Raw genomic sequence first — 15,864 nt, 5'->3', positions numbered from 1 at the left:
TTCCGTACTACTGACATCACCGGTACCATCGAACTGCCAGAAGGCGTAGAGATGGTAATGCCAGGCGATAACATCCAGATGGACGTTACCCTGATTGCTCCAATCGCGATGGAAGAAGGCTTGCGCTTCGCTATCCGTGAAGGTGGCCGTACCGTTGGTGCTGGTGTTGTAGCAACCATCGTTGAGTAATATCAACGGTAGTTAACACTACATCTAAGAAAAGGCGTCCCTCGGGACGCCTTTTTGCTTTGGAAGTGACCATCTCGCTTGTAAGCCGATGGTCTAATGCAATAGAATCTAGGGCTACTTTTTTGCCGGTTGGCGGTCCAATGTTGGTCTACGCCAATTTTTTGCTGCCGGCGTGGCCATGATGTGGGCTTTGCTCACAAGCACAGACTCGATACGGGATTGCAGTAATGAGTACCAATACAGAAGACCAAGGCAACTCCATGGACATCGCTAAATGGGGTTTAGTTGTCGTTTTAGTTGCGGCAGCCGTGATTGGCAACCAATATTTTGATACGTACTCGGTACTGTATCGTGCGATCGCCGTTGTGGTAGCAATGGCAGTAGCATTGTTTGTTGCTGCGCAGACCGTAAAAGGTAAAGCAGCGTGGGCTTTCACTCAGGAAGCTCGCCTAGAAGTACGTAAAGTGGTGTGGCCATCCCGTCAGGAAACCACCCAAACTACGTTGATTGTTTTTGCTGTGACTGCGCTGGTGGCCTTTTGTGTATGGCTGCTGGACATGGGTCTGGTGAAAATTGTAAATCTGATCACAGGGGTATAACTGCATGTCCGAACAACCAAAGATGCGCTGGTACGTCGTGCAGGCTTTCTCCGGCTTTGAGGGACGCGTTTCTCAGTCTCTGAAAGAGCACATTAGAATGCACGAAATGGAAGAGTTTTTCGGCGAAGTGCTGGTTCCTACCGAAGAAGTGGTAGAAATGCGCGCTGGCCAACGTCGCAAGAGCGAACGTAAATTCTTCCCAGGGTACGTATTGGTACAGATGGTGATGAACGACCAGTCTTGGCACTTGGTACGCAACATCCCTCGTGTAATGGGCTTCATCGGCGGTACGTCTGATCGTCCGGCACCGATTACCCAGAAAGAAGCTGACGCTATCCTTAACCGCCTGCAAGAATCCGCAGAGTCTCCACGTCACCGCACCCTGTTTGAACCCGGTGAAGTGGTTCGTGTATCTGACGGCCCATTTGCAGACTTCAACGGTACCGTTGAAGAAGTGGACTACGAAAAGTCCCGCGTGAAGGTGTCAGTGATGATCTTCGGCCGTTCTACTCCGGTCGAATTGGATTTTGGTCAGGTAGAAAAAAGCTGATCAAAAGATCGTCAAAAACGATTGAGATGGCGCGGCGGATTTGTATATAATTCGCCGCTCCTTTTTTCACGGGGAGTTCAAATTTGTTGATTTGGACGCTTGAACCCATACAGAGGTAATTACTCATGGCTAAGAAAGTCACTGCTTACATCAAGCTGCAAGTTGCAGCTGGTGCAGCTAACCCGTCTCCACCAGTTGGTCCTGCACTGGGTCAGCACGGTGTTAACATCATGGAATTCTGTAAGGCGTTTAACGCTCGTACAGACAAAGTTGAAAAGGGTCTGCCGATCCCTGTAGTGATCACCGTTTACGCGGATCGCTCTTTCACTTTCGTAACCAAGACTCCACCTGCTGCCATTCTGCTGAAGAAGGCCGCTGGCGTTAAGTCTGGTTCCGGTCGTCCAAACACCGAAAAGGTAGGCAAAGTAACCGACGCTCAGCTGCAAGAAATTGCTGAGACTAAGGCTGCTGACATGACTGGTGCTGACATTGAAGCTATGAAGCGTTCAATTGCTGGTACTGCCCGTTCCATGGGTCTGGTAGTTGAGGGTTAATAACGATGGCTAAAATCTCTAAGCGCATGCGCGTTATCCGCGAGAAAGTTGAATCTACTCGCGAATACGAAATGAACGAAGCGGTTGCACTGCTGAAAGAACTGGCTACTGCTAAGTTCGTTGAATCAGTAGACGTAGCGGTAAACCTGGGTGTTGACCCACGTAAATCTGACCAAAACGTACGCGGTGCAACTGTACTGCCACACGGTACTGGTCGTGACGTTCGCGTTGCAGTATTTACTCAAGGCGCTAACGCCGATGCTGCCAAAGAAGCTGGTGCTGAACTGGTTGGTATGGACGAGCTGGCTGCCCAGGTTAAAGCTGGCGTAATGGACTTCGACGTAGTTATCGCATCTCCTGATGCAATGCGCGTTGTTGGTCAGCTGGGTCAGATCTTGGGCCCACGCGGCCTGATGCCTAACCCTAAAACCGGTACCGTTACCCCTAACGTTGCTGAAGCGGTTAAAAACGCTAAAGCAGGTCAGGTTCGCTACCGCAACGACAAGAACGGCATCATCCACACTACCATCGGTAAAGTGGACTTTGACGCTGACAAGTTGAAAGAAAACTTGGAATCGCTGCTGGTTGCTCTGAAGAAGGCTAAGCCTGCTTCTGCTAAAGGCGCGTTCATCAAGAAGATTTCCATCTCCACCACTATGGGTGCAGGTGTTGCAGTTGACCAGGGTAGCCTGGAAACTCAAGCTTAAATCTTGATTTACAGGGTGCGGGATTATCTGTATAATTCCGCGCCCTATAGGCCGAAGTCTGTTTACAGACTCTCGTCCAAGACCGTAGGTGAAGCGTAAGTTTCTTAATGTTTGCCTGCGTAGACGGTGATGGACCTAAGAAGAATTTTTATTCTTCTGGAACCTCCCACCGTAAAGTCCCCCAGCAATGGGGTTATTAGTTTCTAGGTGTAAACCTAGGTGGAATCCAGGAGTAAAGCCCAATGGCATTAAACCTCGAAGGCAAAAAAGCAATTGTTGCTGAAGTCAACGAAGCTGCCAAAGGTGCTCTGTCTGCAGTTGTTGCCGATTCACGTGGCGTAACCGTAGGCGCAATGACCGAACTGCGTAAGCAGGCTCGCGAAGCCGGTGTATCTATGCGCGTAGTGCGTAACACCTTGGCTAAGCGCGCAGTTGAAGGCACCTCTTACGAGTGTCTGTCTTCTGCGTTTACCGGTCCAACCCTGATCGCTTTTTCTAACGAGCACCCTGGTGCTGCAGCGCGTCTGTTTAAAGACTTCGCTAAGAAAGAACAAGCGTTTGAGGTTAAAGCACTGGCATACGAAGGGGATCTGATCCCTGCCGAGCAAATTGACCGTCTGGCGAAGCTGCCAACTTACGACGAAGCGATTGCACAGTTGATGATGACCATGAAGGAAGCATCTGCTGGCAAGCTGGTACGTACTCTGGCTGCTCTGCGCGACCAAAAAGAAGAGCAAGCAGCTTAATCAAGCTCGCTGCGTAACCTTTTTAAGTAATTAATTGTAGGATTTAAAAATGTCTATCACTAAAGACCAAATCATCGAAGCTGTAGCTGCAATGTCCGTAATGGACGTTGTTGAACTGATCGAAGCTATGGAAGAAAAGTTCGGCGTATCTGCTGCTGCTGCTGTTGTAGCTGGTGGCGGCGATGCTGCTGCTGTTGAAGAAAAAACCGAGTTTGACGTAGTTCTGACCGACTTCGGTGGCAACAAAGTTGCTGCTATTAAAGCCGTTCGTGCTGCTACCGGTCTGGGCCTGAAAGAAGCCAAGGCTATGGTTGAGTCTGTGCCAGTTGCTGTTAAAGAAGCTGTTGCAAAAGACGAAGCTGAAGGTCTGCAAAAGCAACTGGAAGAAGCCGGCTGTAAAGTTGAGCTTAAGTAAGCTATCTTATAGCTTATGCGCCTGATGTAAAAATCAGGTTGGGCTGGTGGTTAAAAAACCACCGGCCTTTTTGCGCTATATGCGCAGGTGATCTTATGACCGATCACTACCCATCTAGGAACGCGGGCCTGGCAGAGATTATTGGTTAGGTTCTTGCGCCAAAATTAGGGCTAAATATCTGCGCGGGCAGATATTTTTTGTCTCCAATCACGAACAGAGGAACCCCATGGTTTACTCCGATTTCGAGAAAAAACGCATCCGCAAGGATTTTGGTAAGCGTCCAAAGGTTTTAGACGTACCTTACCTGCTGTCGATCCAGCTGGACTCGTTCCAAAACTTCCTAGAGCAAGACCCAGAAGGTGAGCGTGGTTTGGAAGCTGCTTTTCGCAGTGTTTTTCCAATCAAGTCCTTCTCTGGTTATGCTTCACTGGACTACGTTAGCTACAAGCTAGGCGAGCCAGTATTTGACGTAAAAGAGTGTCAGATCCGTGGCATTACTTATTCTGCTCCGTTGCGCGTTAAGTTGCGCATGGTGCTGCTGGACAAAGAGAACGGCGGCGCAGTAAAGGACATTAAAGAGCAGGAAGTCTACATGGGCGATATCCCGCTCATGACCGAAAACGGTACTTTCGTTATTAACGGTACTGAGCGCGTAATTGTATCTCAGTTGCACCGTTCTCCAGGTGTGTTCTTCGACCACGACCGTGGCAAGACTCACTCTTCTGGTAAAGTACTGTATAACGCCCGTGTAATTCCTTACCGTGGTTCTTGGCTGGACTTCGAGTTCGATCCGAAAGACAACTTGTTTGTTCGTATCGACCGTCGTCGTAAGTTGCCATCTTCTATCATTCTGCGTGCGCTGGGTTACTCCACCCAAGAGATCCTGGACATGTTCTTCGACAAGGTGACTTACACCCTGAAGAAAGACAAGTTGGTGATGGAACTGGTACCAGAGCGCCTGCGTGGCGAAACTGCGGTATTCGACATCAAAGACAACGATGGCAAGGTTTTAGTTGAAACCGGTCGTCGTATCACTGCCCGTCACATCCGTCAGCTTGATAAAGGTGGCGTGACTGAACTGGAAGTACCAGTTGAGTACTTGGCTGGCAAAGTGATCGCCAAAGATTACGTTGATGAAGCCACTGGTGAGCTGATTGTTGCTGCCAACCAAGAGCTGTCATTAGAAGACGTAGCTAAGCTATCTCAAGCGGACATCAAAGCGTTTGAAACTCTGTACTTCAACGAGTTGGACAATGGCCCGTACATGTCCACCACCATCGGCGTTGATTCAACCAACGATCGTATGGAAGCGTTGGTAGAGATCTACCGCATGATGCGCCCTGGCGAGCCGCCAACCCGCGATGCTGCCGAAGCGTTGTTCCAGAACTTGTTCTTCAGCGAAGAGCGTTACGATCTGTCCACCGTTGGTCGGATGAAGTTCAACCGTCGTTTGGGCCGTGATGAGTCCACCGGTGTGGGCATCATGACCAAAGAAGACATCGTCGACGTGATGAAGAAGATCATCGAGATCCGCAACGGCGGTGACGAAGTCGATGATATCGATCACTTGGGCAACCGTCGTATCCGTTCTGTTGGCGAAATGGCCGAAAACCAGTTCCGTGTAGGTCTGGTTCGTGTTGAACGCGCAGTACGTGAGCGTCTGTCTTTGGGCGATCTGGATTCCCTGATGCCTCAGGATCTGATCAACGCCAAGCCAATTTCTGCGGCAGTAAAAGAGTTCTTTGGCTCTTCTCAGCTGTCTCAGTTTATGGATCAGAACAACCCGTTGTCTGAAGTGACCCACAAGCGCCGTATTTCGGCCTTGGGTCCTGGCGGTTTGACCCGTGAGCGTGCTGGTTTCGAAGTTCGAGACGTACACCCAACTCACTACGGTCGTTTGTGTCCAATTGAGACCCCTGAAGGTCCAAACATTGGTCTGATCAACTCCTTGGCAACCTTTGCTCGTACTAACGAGTACGGTTTCCTGGAAACCCCATACCGTCGCGTTGTTGATGGCAAAGTAACTGAAGAAGTGGAATACCTGTCCGCTATCGAAGAAGGTTACTACGTGGTGGCTCAGGCCAACGCGATCATCGATGACAACAGCATGCTGTCGGATGAATTGGTTGCTGCCCGTCATAAGGGTGAGTCCTCGTTCGTAACCCCTGATCAAGTTCAGTTCATGGACATCTCGCCACAGCAGATCATCTCTGTGGCAGCGTCTTTGATCCCGTTCTTGGAACACGATGATGCTAACCGTGCATTGATGGGTGCGAACATGCAGCGTCAGGCCGTTCCGACTTTGAAGGCGGATAAGCCTCTGGTTGGTACCGGTATTGAACGCGCAGTAGCGGTTGACTCCGGTGTAACCGTAGTCGCTAAACGTGGTGGCTTAATCGATTACGTAGACGCGTCTCGTATCGTGGTTAAGGTAAACGAAGATGAATTGGTTGCAGGCGAAGCCGGCATCGACATCTACAACCTGACCAAGTACACCCGTTCGAACCAAAACACCTGCATTAACCAGCGTCCTGTTTGTAACGTTGGTGAAATCGCAACTCGTGGTGACGTATTGGCAGATGGCCCGTCTACCGACTTGGGTGACTTGGCTCTGGGTCAGAACTTACGTGTCGCGTTCATGACTTGGAACGGCTACAACTTTGAGGATTCCATCCTCTTGTCCGAGCGTGTGGTTCAAGAAGATCGTCTGACGACCATCCACATTCAGGAACTGTCCTGTATTGCTCGTGACACCAAGTTGGGCAGCGAAGAGATCACCGCTGATATCCCTAACGTAGGCGAGTCTGCTCTGTCCAAATTGGATGAGTCAGGCATCGTGTACGTCGGTGCTGAGATGAAGCCGGGTGACATTCTGGTCGGTAAGGTAACGCCGAAAGGTGAAACCCAGCTGACCCCAGAAGAGAAGCTGTTGCGAGCGATCTTCGGTGAGAAGGCGTCCGATGTTAAGGATTCCTCTTTGCGTGTACCTAACTCCGTTTACGGTACCGTAATCGACGTACAAGTCTTCACTCGCGATGGCGTAGAGAAAGACAAGCGTGCCGTTGATATCGAAAACATGCAGCTGCGTGAAGCGAAGAAGGATCTGACTGAAGAGTTCAGCATCCTTGAGAACGGCGTTTTCGCCCGTACTCGCAACTTGCTGCTGTCTGTTGGCATGAGCGAAGCTCAGCTGGACGCCATGGATCGCGAAAAGTGGCTGGAACTGCCACTGGACGACGAAGCCAAGCAAACCGAACTGGAGCAGTTGGCTGGTCAGCACGATGAGCTGAAAGCCGCCTTCGACAAGAAGTTTGAAACCAAGCGTCGCAAGATCACCCAAGGCGATGATCTGAACCCGGGTGTACAGAAGATCGTTAAGGTTTACCTTGCGGTTAAACGTCGCATCCAGCCAGGCGATAAGATGGCCGGTCGTCACGGTAACAAAGGTGTAATTTCCACCATCGTTCCTGTTGAAGACATGCCACACGATGAATTCGGTCAGCCGGTAGACATCGTACTGAACCCGTTGGGCGTACCATCGCGTATGAACATCGGTCAGATCTTGGAAGTTCACTTGGGTATGGCCGCTAAGGGAATTGGTGACAAGATCAACGCCATGCTGGAACAACAGCGTGAAGTTGAAGAGATGCGCCAGTTCATTCAAAAGGCATACGACTTGGGCGAATCCCAGCAGCAGGTAGATCTGTCTACTTTCTCTGACGCCGAAGTACTGCGCCTGGCGAAGAACCTGAAAGGCGGTATGCCAATGGCTACCCCTGCGTTCGACGGTGCAGCCGAGTCCGAAATTAAGGATCTGTTGCGTCTGGGCGATCTGCCAGATTCTGGTCAGTTCACTCTGTACGACGGCCGTACTGGTAACACCTTTGAGCGTCCTGTAACCGTTGGTTACATGTACATGCTGAAGTTGAACCACTTGGTTGACGACAAGATGCACGCGCGTTCTACCGGTTCTTACAGCTTGGTTACTCAGCAGCCGCTGGGTGGTAAAGCACAGTTCGGTGGTCAGCGATTCGGTGAGATGGAAGTGTGGGCCCTACAGGCCTACGGCGCAGCCTACACCCTGCAAGAGATGTTGACCGTTAAGTCGGATGACGTTAACGGCCGTACCCAGATGTATAAGAGCATCGTGGACGGCAACTACTCTATGCAGCCAGGTTTGCCAGAGTCCTTCAACGTAGTGTTGAAAGAGATCCGCTCACTGGGTATCAACATCGAGTTGGACCAGGAATAATCGTCGCCCGCGAAAGCGGCATGGCTAACGATCATGGGCTTGGAACGATCCTGGCCCATGTATTGAAACCTCCATTTGGGAGATGATCGTGAAAGACTTACTTCAGTTTCTAAAGAAACAGAATACGTCCGAAGAATTTAACGGCATCAAGATTGGTCTGGCTGCGCCAGACATGATCCGTTCTTGGTCGTTCGGCGAAGTGAAAAAGCCGGAAACCATTAACTACCGTACGTTCAAGCCAGAGCGCGACGGCCTGTTCTGTGCCCGCATCTTTGGTCCGGTAAAAGACTACGAATGTCTTTGTGGCAAGTACAAACGTCTGAAGCACCGCGGTGTTATCTGTGAGAAGTGTGGCGTTGAAGTAACCCAAACTAAAGTACGCCGTGAGCGTATGGGTCACATCGAGCTGGCGTCTCCGGTAGCCCACATTTGGTTCTTGAAGTCGCTGCCGTCCCGTATCGGCTTGCTGATGGATATGACCCTGCGTGATATCGAACGCGTGCTGTACTTCGAATCCTACGTGGTGATTGAACCAGGCATGACTGCGCTCGAAAAGAGCCAGATGCTGACCGAAGAAGAGTACTTGGACGCGCTGGAAGAGCACGGTGACGAGTTTGAAGCTCTGATGGGTGCGGAAGCCGTTCAGAAGCTACTGCGTGACATCGATCTGGAAGCTGAAATCGGCGTTATGCGTGAAGAGTTGCCACAAACCAACTCTGAAACCAAGCGTAAGAAGCTGACCAAGCGTCTGAAGCTGATGGAAGCCTTCTACCACTCTGGCAACAAGCCTGAGTGGATGATCATGGGTGTTCTGCCGGTTCTGCCGCCAGATCTGCGTCCGTTGGTACCGCTGGACGGTGGTCGTTTTGCGACTTCCGATCTGAACGATCTGTACCGCCGCGTGATCAACCGTAACAACCGTCTGAAGCGTCTGCTTGATCTGGCTGCCCCAGACATCATCGTACGTAACGAAAAACGTATGCTGCAGGAATCTGTGGATGCGTTGTTGGATAACGGCCGTCGCGGTCGCGCCATCACTGGCTCCAACCGTCGTCCGTTGAAGTCTCTGGCTGACATGATCAAAGGTAAGCAGGGTCGTTTCCGTCAGAACTTGCTGGGTAAACGTGTAGATTACTCTGGCCGTTCGGTGATTACCGTAGGTCCTACCCTGCGCCTGCATCAGTGTGGTCTTCCTAAGAAGATGGCACTGGAGCTGTTCAAGCCATTCATTTACGGCAAGTTGGAAGCGCGTGGCCTGGCCACCACCATCAAAGCTGCGAAGAAGATGGTGGAACGCGAGCAAGCGGAAGTATGGGACGTACTGGACGAAGTGATTCGTGAACACCCAGTACTGTTGAACCGTGCACCAACCTTGCACCGTCTGGGTATCCAGGCGTTCGAACCTGTGCTGATTGAAGGCAAAGCGATCCAACTGCACCCATTGGTTTGTGCGGCGTACAACGCCGACTTCGATGGTGACCAGATGGCGGTACACGTACCGCTGACCCTGGAAGCGCAGTTAGAAGCACGCGCCCTGATGATGTCCACCAATAACATTCTGTCACCAGCTTCTGGTGATCCGGTAATTACCCCATCTCAGGATGTGGTATTGGGTCTGTACTACATGACCCGTGAAAAGGTGAACGCCAAGGGTGAAGGCATGGCCTTCGCCGACGTTGCAGAAGCAGAAAAAGCGTACCGTACTGGTGATGCCGAACTGCACGCTCGCGTTAAAGTTCGCATCGAAGACAGCGAAACCGACGAAGACGGTATGGTGATTGAGAAAACTCACATCATCGATACCACCATCGGTCGTGCGATCCTGTCTCAGATCCTGCCAAAAGGCCTGCCTTTTGCTTTGATCAACCAAGATATGGGCAAGAAGCCAATCTCTAACGTACTGAACACTTGCTACCGTAAGTGTGGTCTGAAAGATACCGTAATCTTTGCTGACCAATTGATGTACACCGGTTTTGCATACGCCACTGTGTCTGGTACCTCCGTAGGTATTAACGACATGGTTGTACCGGCAGAGAAGAAGACCATCATTGCTGACGCTGAAGCGGAAGTGGCTGAGATCACCGAGCAGTTCCAAGCCGGTCTGGTGACCGCTGGCGAACGCTACAACAAAGTGATCGATATCTGGGCTTCTGCCAACGAACAAGTTGCCAAAGCGATGATGTCCAACCTTTCTACCGACACGGTAGTAAACCGTGAAGGTAACGAGGAAGAGCAGAAGTCGTTCAACAGCATCTTCATGATGGCCGATTCTGGCGCTCGTGGTAGTGCTGCTCAGATCCGTCAGTTGGCGGGTATGCGTGGTCTGATGGCTAAGCCAGATGGCTCCATCATCGAGACGCCAATTAAGGCCAACTTTAAAGAAGGTTTGAACGTACAGCAGTACTTCATCTCGACTCACGGTGCGCGTAAAGGTTTGGCCGATACCGCATTGAAGACCGCGAACTCCGGTTACTTGACTCGTCGTCTGGTGGACGTATCTCAGGATCTGGTTATCGTTGAAGATGACTGTGGTTCAGAAGAAGGTCTGACCGTTAAGCCGTTGATTGAAGGCGGTGACGTAGTTGAGCCGTTGCGTGAGCGCGTACTGGGCCGTGTTGTTGCTAAAGACATCATCAAGCCGGGTACCGAAGACGAAGTTCTTATCCCTCGCAACACCCTGCTGGATGAGAAACTGTGTGACTTGATCGACACCGCATCTGTGGATGAGATCTTGGTTCGCTCGGTAATTACCTGTAACACCGATTTCGGTGTGTGTAAGAACTGTTACGGCCGTGACTTGGCTCGAGGCCACATGGTGGCTGAAGGCGAAGCGGTTGGTGTTGTTGCTGCACAGTCGATTGGTGAACCTGGTACTCAGTTGACCATGCGTACGTTCCACATTGGTGGTGCGGCTTCTCGTGCGTCTGCTGAAACCAACGTTCAGGTTAAGAACGGCGGTTCCATCAAGTTGCATAACGAAAAGTTCGTTATCAACTCTGAAGGTAAGATCGTTGTAACTTCTCGTTCCACCGAAATGGCCGTCATCGATGACCTGGGTCGTGAGAAAGAGCGTTACAAACTGCCGTACGGTGCGGTTCTTGAGAAAGCGGAAGGTGACGCGGTTAACGCCGGCGACATCGTTGCTAACTGGGACCCACACACGCACCCAATCATCACTGAAGTGGAAGGTCAGGTTAAGTTCGTTGATATGATCGACGGCGTAACCATGACCAAGCAGACCGACGAATTGACCGGCCTGTCTAGCATCTTGGTACTGGATCCGGCACAACGTCCGGCTGCAGGTAAAGAGATGCGTCCAATGGTGAAACTGGTTGATGCTTCTGGTAGCGAACTGCTGATCCCAGGCACTGAAGTGCCTGCACAGTACTTCCTGTCCGGTAACGCGATTGTGAACCTGGAAGATGGTGCTTCCGTGAACGTGGGTGACGCCGTAGCGCGTATCCCGCAGGAATCTGGCGGTACTAAGGATATTACTGGTGGTCTGCCACGAGTTGCTGATTTGTTCGAAGCGCGTAAGCCGAAAGAACCAGCGATTCTGGCCGAAATCACCGGTACCATCTCCTTCGGTAAAGAAACCAAAGGCAAGCGCCGTCTGGTGATCACTCCGCACGATGGCGCAGCGCCATACGAAGAGATGATCCCTAAGTGGCGTAACCTGAACGTGTTCGAAGGTGAAAAGGTTGAGCGTGGCGAAGTTATCGCTGATGGTCCAGAGGCACCACACGACATCTTGCGTCTGCGTGGTATCCACGCAGTAGCCAACTACATCGTTAACGAAGTGCAGGACGTTTACCGTCTGCAGGGCGTAAAAATTAACGATAAGCACATCGAAGTGGTTATCCGTCAGATGTTGCGTAAGTGCATCATCGTTGACGGTGGCGACACCGATTTGCTGCCAGGCGAGCAAGCTGAAGTGGCCCGCGTTAACCAAGCGAACCGCGAATTGGGTGACGACAAGCGTCCGGCAACCTTCGAACGTGAACTGTTGGGTATCACCAAGGCTTCCTTGGCGACCGAATCGTTCATCTCGGCGGCGTCGTTCCAGGAGACCACTCGCGTACTGACCGATGCGGCTACCTACGGTAAGCGTGACGATCTGCGTGGTCTGAAAGAGAACGTAACCGTGGGTCGTTTGATCCCAGCGGGTACCGGTTTCGCTTATCACCGCAACAAGAACCAAGGTGGCAAAGCCGAGGCAGCACCAACCGTGTCTGCGTCTGAAGCTGAGCAAAACCTGGCTGATCTGTTAAATGCCACTGGCAAATAACGGTTTCTACAGCATAAGCTGACAAAAGGGCGCCCATTGGGCGCCCTTTTTATTGCTGCGGTATTTTGCGATCGTCGCAGATCTTTGCGATCATCGTTGGCTAAATCTTGACACGTAAGTGCAAGGTGCTTAAAATTTCGCGTCCCCATATTATGGGGCATCGATTTTTCGCAACTAATACTGGATTGCTGAGTGCGCTCAGTTAATCAGGAGATATGAATGGCTACTGTTAATCAGCTGGTTCGTAAGCCTCGCAAGGACAAGGTTCAAAAGACCAACGTTCCTGCTCTGGCTGCTTGCCCACAAAAGCGTGGCGTATGTACTCGTGTATACACCACTACCCCTAAAAAACCGAACTCCGCACTGCGTAAAGTATGTCGTGTTCGCCTGACCAACGGTTTTGAAGTTACTTCTTACATCGGCGGTGAAGGTCACAACCTGCAAGAGCACTCTGTTGTACTGATCCGTGGCGGTCGTGTAAAAGATCTGCCAGGTGTTCGCTACCACACCGTTCGTGGCGCTCTGGACACCGCTGGTGTTTCTGATCGTCGCCAAGGTCGTTCTAAGTACGGTGCTAAGCGTCCTAAGTCTTAATGGTTCTCCGTTAAGTAAGGCCAAACTTTTTTAATTTGTTATATCCAGTTTTGGATTAACCTGAAGCAACTCGGAGAATTCCCATGCCAAGACGTCGCGTCGTAGGTCAACGTAAAATCCTGCCAGATCCTAAGTTCGGATCAGAACTGCTGGCTAAATTCGTAAACGTAATGATGCTGGACGGTAAAAAGTCCACTGCTGAAAAGATCATCTACGGTGGCCTGGAAACAGCTGCTGAGAAATCTGGCAAAGCTCATTTAGACATCTTTGAAGCCGCTCTGGACAACATCCGTCCATCTGTGGAAGTTAAGTCCCGCCGTGTTGGTGGTTCTACTTACCAGGTGCCGGTAGAAGTTCGCCCAGTGCGTCGTAATGCCCTAGCTATGCGCTGGTTGGTTGAAGCCGCTCGTAAGCGTAGCGAAAAATCGATGGCTCTGCGCCTGGCAGGTGAACTGCTGGATGCAAGCGAAAACAAAGGCACTGCGGTTAAGAAACGTGAAGACGTTCACCGTATGGCTGACGCGAACAAAGCGTTCGCACATTACCGCTGGTAATGACTCTGGCGTGGCACTTTTGTGCCACGCCACTTTTATTATGAGTCAGTAACGATATGGGCGTCAGAACTGCCGAGGCTGTGGCCAGAGCCGGCAATAATGTCTATATCGTTATTGATTGCTAAAACGCACAAAGCGTTAGCTAGAGGAATTTATTTTGGCTCGTACAACCCCGATCGAGCGCTACCGTAACATCGGTATCTGTGCTCACGTAGACGCTGGTAAAACGACTACTACCGAGCGCGTTCTGTTCTACACGGGTCTATCCCACAAGATCGGTGAAGTGCACGATGGTGCTGCGACCATGGATTGGATGGAGCAAGAGCAAGAGCGTGGGATCACGATCACCTCTGCAGCTACCACCACTTTTTGGCGTGGTATGGAAGCGCAATTCTCAGAGCACCGCGTCAACATCATTGATACCCCCGGGCACGTAGATTTTACCATTGAAGTAGAGCGTTCTTTGCGCGTGCTTGATGGTGCCGTGGTGGTGTTCTGTGGTTCTTCTGGTGTTGAGCCTCAGTCTGAGACCGTATGGCGTCAGGCCGATAAATACCAAGTGCCACGCTTAGTGTTCGTTAACAAGATGGACCGTGCTGGCGCCGATTTTGAGCGCGTGATCGACCAAATTCGTAATCGCCTAGGCGCAGAATGTGTGCCTATCCAACTGAACGTTGGTGCTGAAGAAAACTTCAAAGGCGTGATCGATCTGATCAAGATGAAGTACATCAGCTGGAACGAATCTGACCAAGGTACCACGTTCGATTATTTAGCGATCCCAGACGATCTGGTTGAGCAAGCTGAAGAGTGGCGTGAATACTTGGTTGATGCGGCTGCGGACGCATCAGAAGAGTTGATGGAAAAGTACCTAGAAGAGGGTGAACTCTCGGAAGCGGAGATCAAACATGGTCTGCGTGCGCGTACTCTGAATAACGAAATTGTCTTAGCCACTTGTGGTAGTGCCTTTAAAAACAAAGGCGTACAAGCGGTTCTGGATGCGGTAGTGGAATACTTACCGTCGCCAGTGGATGTGCCAGCCATTAAAGGCGTTGATATGGAAGACAATGAGATCTCTCGTGCGTCTGACGACAGCGCGCCGTTTGCGGCACTGGCCTTCAAAATTGCAACCGACCCATTTGTGGGCACCTTAACTTTCTTGCGTGTGTACTCTGGCGTGGCCGAAACCGGCCAAGCAGTCTACAACTCAGTGAAGCAAAAGCGTGAACGCTTCGGTCGTATGGTGCAGATGCACTCGAACGATCGTAAAGAGATCAAAGAGGTTCGTGCCGGCGACATCGCCGCTGCGATTGGTCTAAAGGACGTTACCACGGGTGACACCTTATGCGACCAAGACCAAAAAGTGATTCTTGAACGGATGGAGTTCCCGGAACCTGTGATCCAGATCGCAGTTGAGCCGCGCACTAAAGTCGATCAAGAGAAGATGGGCGTAGCGCTGGGTAAACTGGCTGCTGAGGATCCATCGTTCCGCGTTGAAACCGACGAGGAATCGGGTCAAACCTTGATCTCTGGTATGGGTGAATTGCACCTCGACATTATTGTTGATCGCATGAAGCGTGAATTTAGCGTTGATTGTAACGTTGGTAAGCCACAGGTGGCCTACCGCGAAACAATCCGCCAAAACATCGAATGCGAAGGCAAATTCATCCGTCAGTCGGGCGGCCGTGGTCAATACGGTCACGTTTGGCTGAAGCTGGAACCGCAAGAAGCGGGCAGCGGTTACGAATTTGTCAATGAGATCGTCGGCGGGACGGTTCCACGTGAATTCATCCCAGCTGTAGACAAAGGTATCCAAGAACAGATGTCGCAAGGTGTCATTGCGGGCTTCCCTGTACTTGACGTTAAAGTTACTCTGTTTGACGGTTCCTTCCACGATGTGGATTCGAACGAAATGGCGTTCAAAGTGGCCGGTTCCTTGGGCTTCCGTAAGGGTGCTTTGGAAGCGTCACCTGTGTTACTTGAGCCGATGATGAAGGTTGAAGTGACCACTCCAGAAGACTGGATGGGTGATGTGGTTGGCGATTTGAACCGTCGTCGAGGTCTGATCGAGGGAATGGACGATGGTGTGGCCGGTCTTAAGATCGTTCGTGCCAAAGTGCCGTTGTCGGAAATGTTTGGCTATGCCACTGATCTGCGTAGTGCTACTCAGGGTCGTGCTTCTTACTCTATGGAGTTTGCCGAGTACAATGAGACCCCAGCAAGCGTTGCGCAGACCATTATTGATGCCCGCATGGGCTAATCGAACACCAGTTCGTTAACAGATCCGGTTGCGTGCAGCCGGGTCGCATATTGAAAGGAAAGACGTCGTGTCTAAAGAAAAGTTTGAACGTACGAAACCGCACGTAAACGTTGGTACCATTGGCCACGTTGACCACGGTAAAACCACTCTGACCGCTGC

At 51.1% G+C, this 15,864-nt stretch carries 12 protein-coding genes and 1 pseudogene; all 13 read left to right on the top strand.

Annotated features, from left to right (window positions below; translation table 11 throughout):
- Positions 1–189: pseudogene (gene tuf, locus Q0796_RS17565) on the top strand (elongation factor Tu); the annotation flags it as partial.
- Positions 190–416: 227 nt separating this feature from the next.
- The gene (gene secE / locus Q0796_RS17560) at positions 417–788 is read left to right on the top strand and encodes a preprotein translocase subunit SecE (RefSeq protein ID WP_298445635.1); all 372 of its coding nucleotides are present in this window, start codon (positions 417–419) and stop codon (positions 786–788) included.
- 4 nt (positions 789–792) lie between these two features.
- Entirely contained in the window at positions 793–1,338 is a 546-nt protein-coding gene (nusG, locus tag Q0796_RS17555; protein WP_298445632.1) for a transcription termination/antitermination protein NusG, read from the top strand.
- A gap of 125 nt (positions 1,339–1,463) precedes the next feature.
- Complete coding sequence (rplK, locus tag Q0796_RS17550; RefSeq protein ID WP_298445630.1) at positions 1,464–1,892, top strand: 50S ribosomal protein L11; 429 nt, start codon at positions 1,464–1,466, stop codon at positions 1,890–1,892.
- A 5-nt stretch (positions 1,893–1,897) separates the two neighbouring features.
- The gene (rplA, locus tag Q0796_RS17545; RefSeq protein WP_298445627.1) at positions 1,898–2,599 is read left to right on the top strand and encodes a 50S ribosomal protein L1; all 702 of its coding nucleotides are present in this window, start codon (positions 1,898–1,900) and stop codon (positions 2,597–2,599) included.
- Positions 2,600–2,841: 242 nt separating this feature from the next.
- Complete coding sequence (rplJ, locus tag Q0796_RS17540) at positions 2,842–3,345, top strand: 50S ribosomal protein L10 (RefSeq protein ID WP_298445625.1); 504 nt, start codon at positions 2,842–2,844, stop codon at positions 3,343–3,345.
- Between the two features lie 49 nt (positions 3,346–3,394).
- Positions 3,395–3,760, top strand: coding sequence for a 50S ribosomal protein L7/L12 (rplL, locus tag Q0796_RS17535; protein WP_298445622.1), 366 nt, complete (start codon positions 3,395–3,397; stop codon positions 3,758–3,760).
- 226 nt (positions 3,761–3,986) lie between these two features.
- Positions 3,987–8,012, top strand: a complete 4,026-nt coding sequence (rpoB, locus tag Q0796_RS17530) for a DNA-directed RNA polymerase subunit beta (RefSeq protein WP_298445620.1) — start codon at positions 3,987–3,989, stop codon at positions 8,010–8,012.
- Positions 8,013–8,100: 88 nt separating this feature from the next.
- On the top strand, positions 8,101–12,300 hold the full coding sequence (gene rpoC, locus Q0796_RS17525) for a DNA-directed RNA polymerase subunit beta' (protein WP_298445618.1): 4,200 nt from the start codon (positions 8,101–8,103) through the stop codon (positions 12,298–12,300).
- Positions 12,301–12,519: 219 nt separating this feature from the next.
- Positions 12,520–12,894, top strand: a complete 375-nt coding sequence (gene rpsL / locus Q0796_RS17520) for a 30S ribosomal protein S12 (RefSeq protein ID WP_067666107.1) — start codon at positions 12,520–12,522, stop codon at positions 12,892–12,894.
- Between the two features lie 83 nt (positions 12,895–12,977).
- On the top strand, positions 12,978–13,448 hold the full coding sequence (rpsG, locus tag Q0796_RS17515) for a 30S ribosomal protein S7 (protein ID WP_298445613.1): 471 nt from the start codon (positions 12,978–12,980) through the stop codon (positions 13,446–13,448).
- 157 nt (positions 13,449–13,605) lie between these two features.
- On the top strand, positions 13,606–15,705 hold the full coding sequence (gene fusA, locus Q0796_RS17510) for an elongation factor G (RefSeq protein WP_298445610.1): 2,100 nt from the start codon (positions 13,606–13,608) through the stop codon (positions 15,703–15,705).
- 67 nt (positions 15,706–15,772) lie between these two features.
- Positions 15,773–15,864, top strand: a 92-nt coding sequence (locus Q0796_RS17505; protein ID WP_001978617.1) for a GTP-binding protein, incomplete at its 3' end; no start/stop codon positions are given.

Source organism: uncultured Ferrimonas sp., assembly GCF_947489035.1.
Lineage (GTDB): Bacteria > Pseudomonadota > Gammaproteobacteria > Enterobacterales > Shewanellaceae > Ferrimonas.
The sequence above is the reverse complement of the archived record's forward strand: the minus strand, read 5'-3'. Positions and strand labels throughout refer to the sequence as shown.

What these genes read in the sequence shown, in the direction of transcription:
- secE (WP_298445635.1), top strand. Translation starts at nt 417, where the DNA reads ATGAGTACCAATACAGAAGACCAAGGCAACTCCATGGACATCGCTAAA.
- nusG (WP_298445632.1), top strand. Translation starts at nt 793, where the DNA reads ATGTCCGAACAACCAAAGATGCGCTGGTACGTCGTGCAGGCTTTCTCC.
- rplK (WP_298445630.1), top strand. Translation starts at nt 1,464, where the DNA reads ATGGCTAAGAAAGTCACTGCTTACATCAAGCTGCAAGTTGCAGCTGGT.
- rplA (WP_298445627.1), top strand. Translation starts at nt 1,898, where the DNA reads ATGGCTAAAATCTCTAAGCGCATGCGCGTTATCCGCGAGAAAGTTGAA.
- rplJ (WP_298445625.1), top strand. Translation starts at nt 2,842, where the DNA reads ATGGCATTAAACCTCGAAGGCAAAAAAGCAATTGTTGCTGAAGTCAAC.
- rplL (WP_298445622.1), top strand. Translation starts at nt 3,395, where the DNA reads ATGTCTATCACTAAAGACCAAATCATCGAAGCTGTAGCTGCAATGTCC.
- rpoB (WP_298445620.1), top strand. Translation starts at nt 3,987, where the DNA reads ATGGTTTACTCCGATTTCGAGAAAAAACGCATCCGCAAGGATTTTGGT.
- rpsL (WP_067666107.1), top strand. Translation starts at nt 12,520, where the DNA reads ATGGCTACTGTTAATCAGCTGGTTCGTAAGCCTCGCAAGGACAAGGTT.
- rpsG (WP_298445613.1), top strand. Translation starts at nt 12,978, where the DNA reads ATGCCAAGACGTCGCGTCGTAGGTCAACGTAAAATCCTGCCAGATCCT.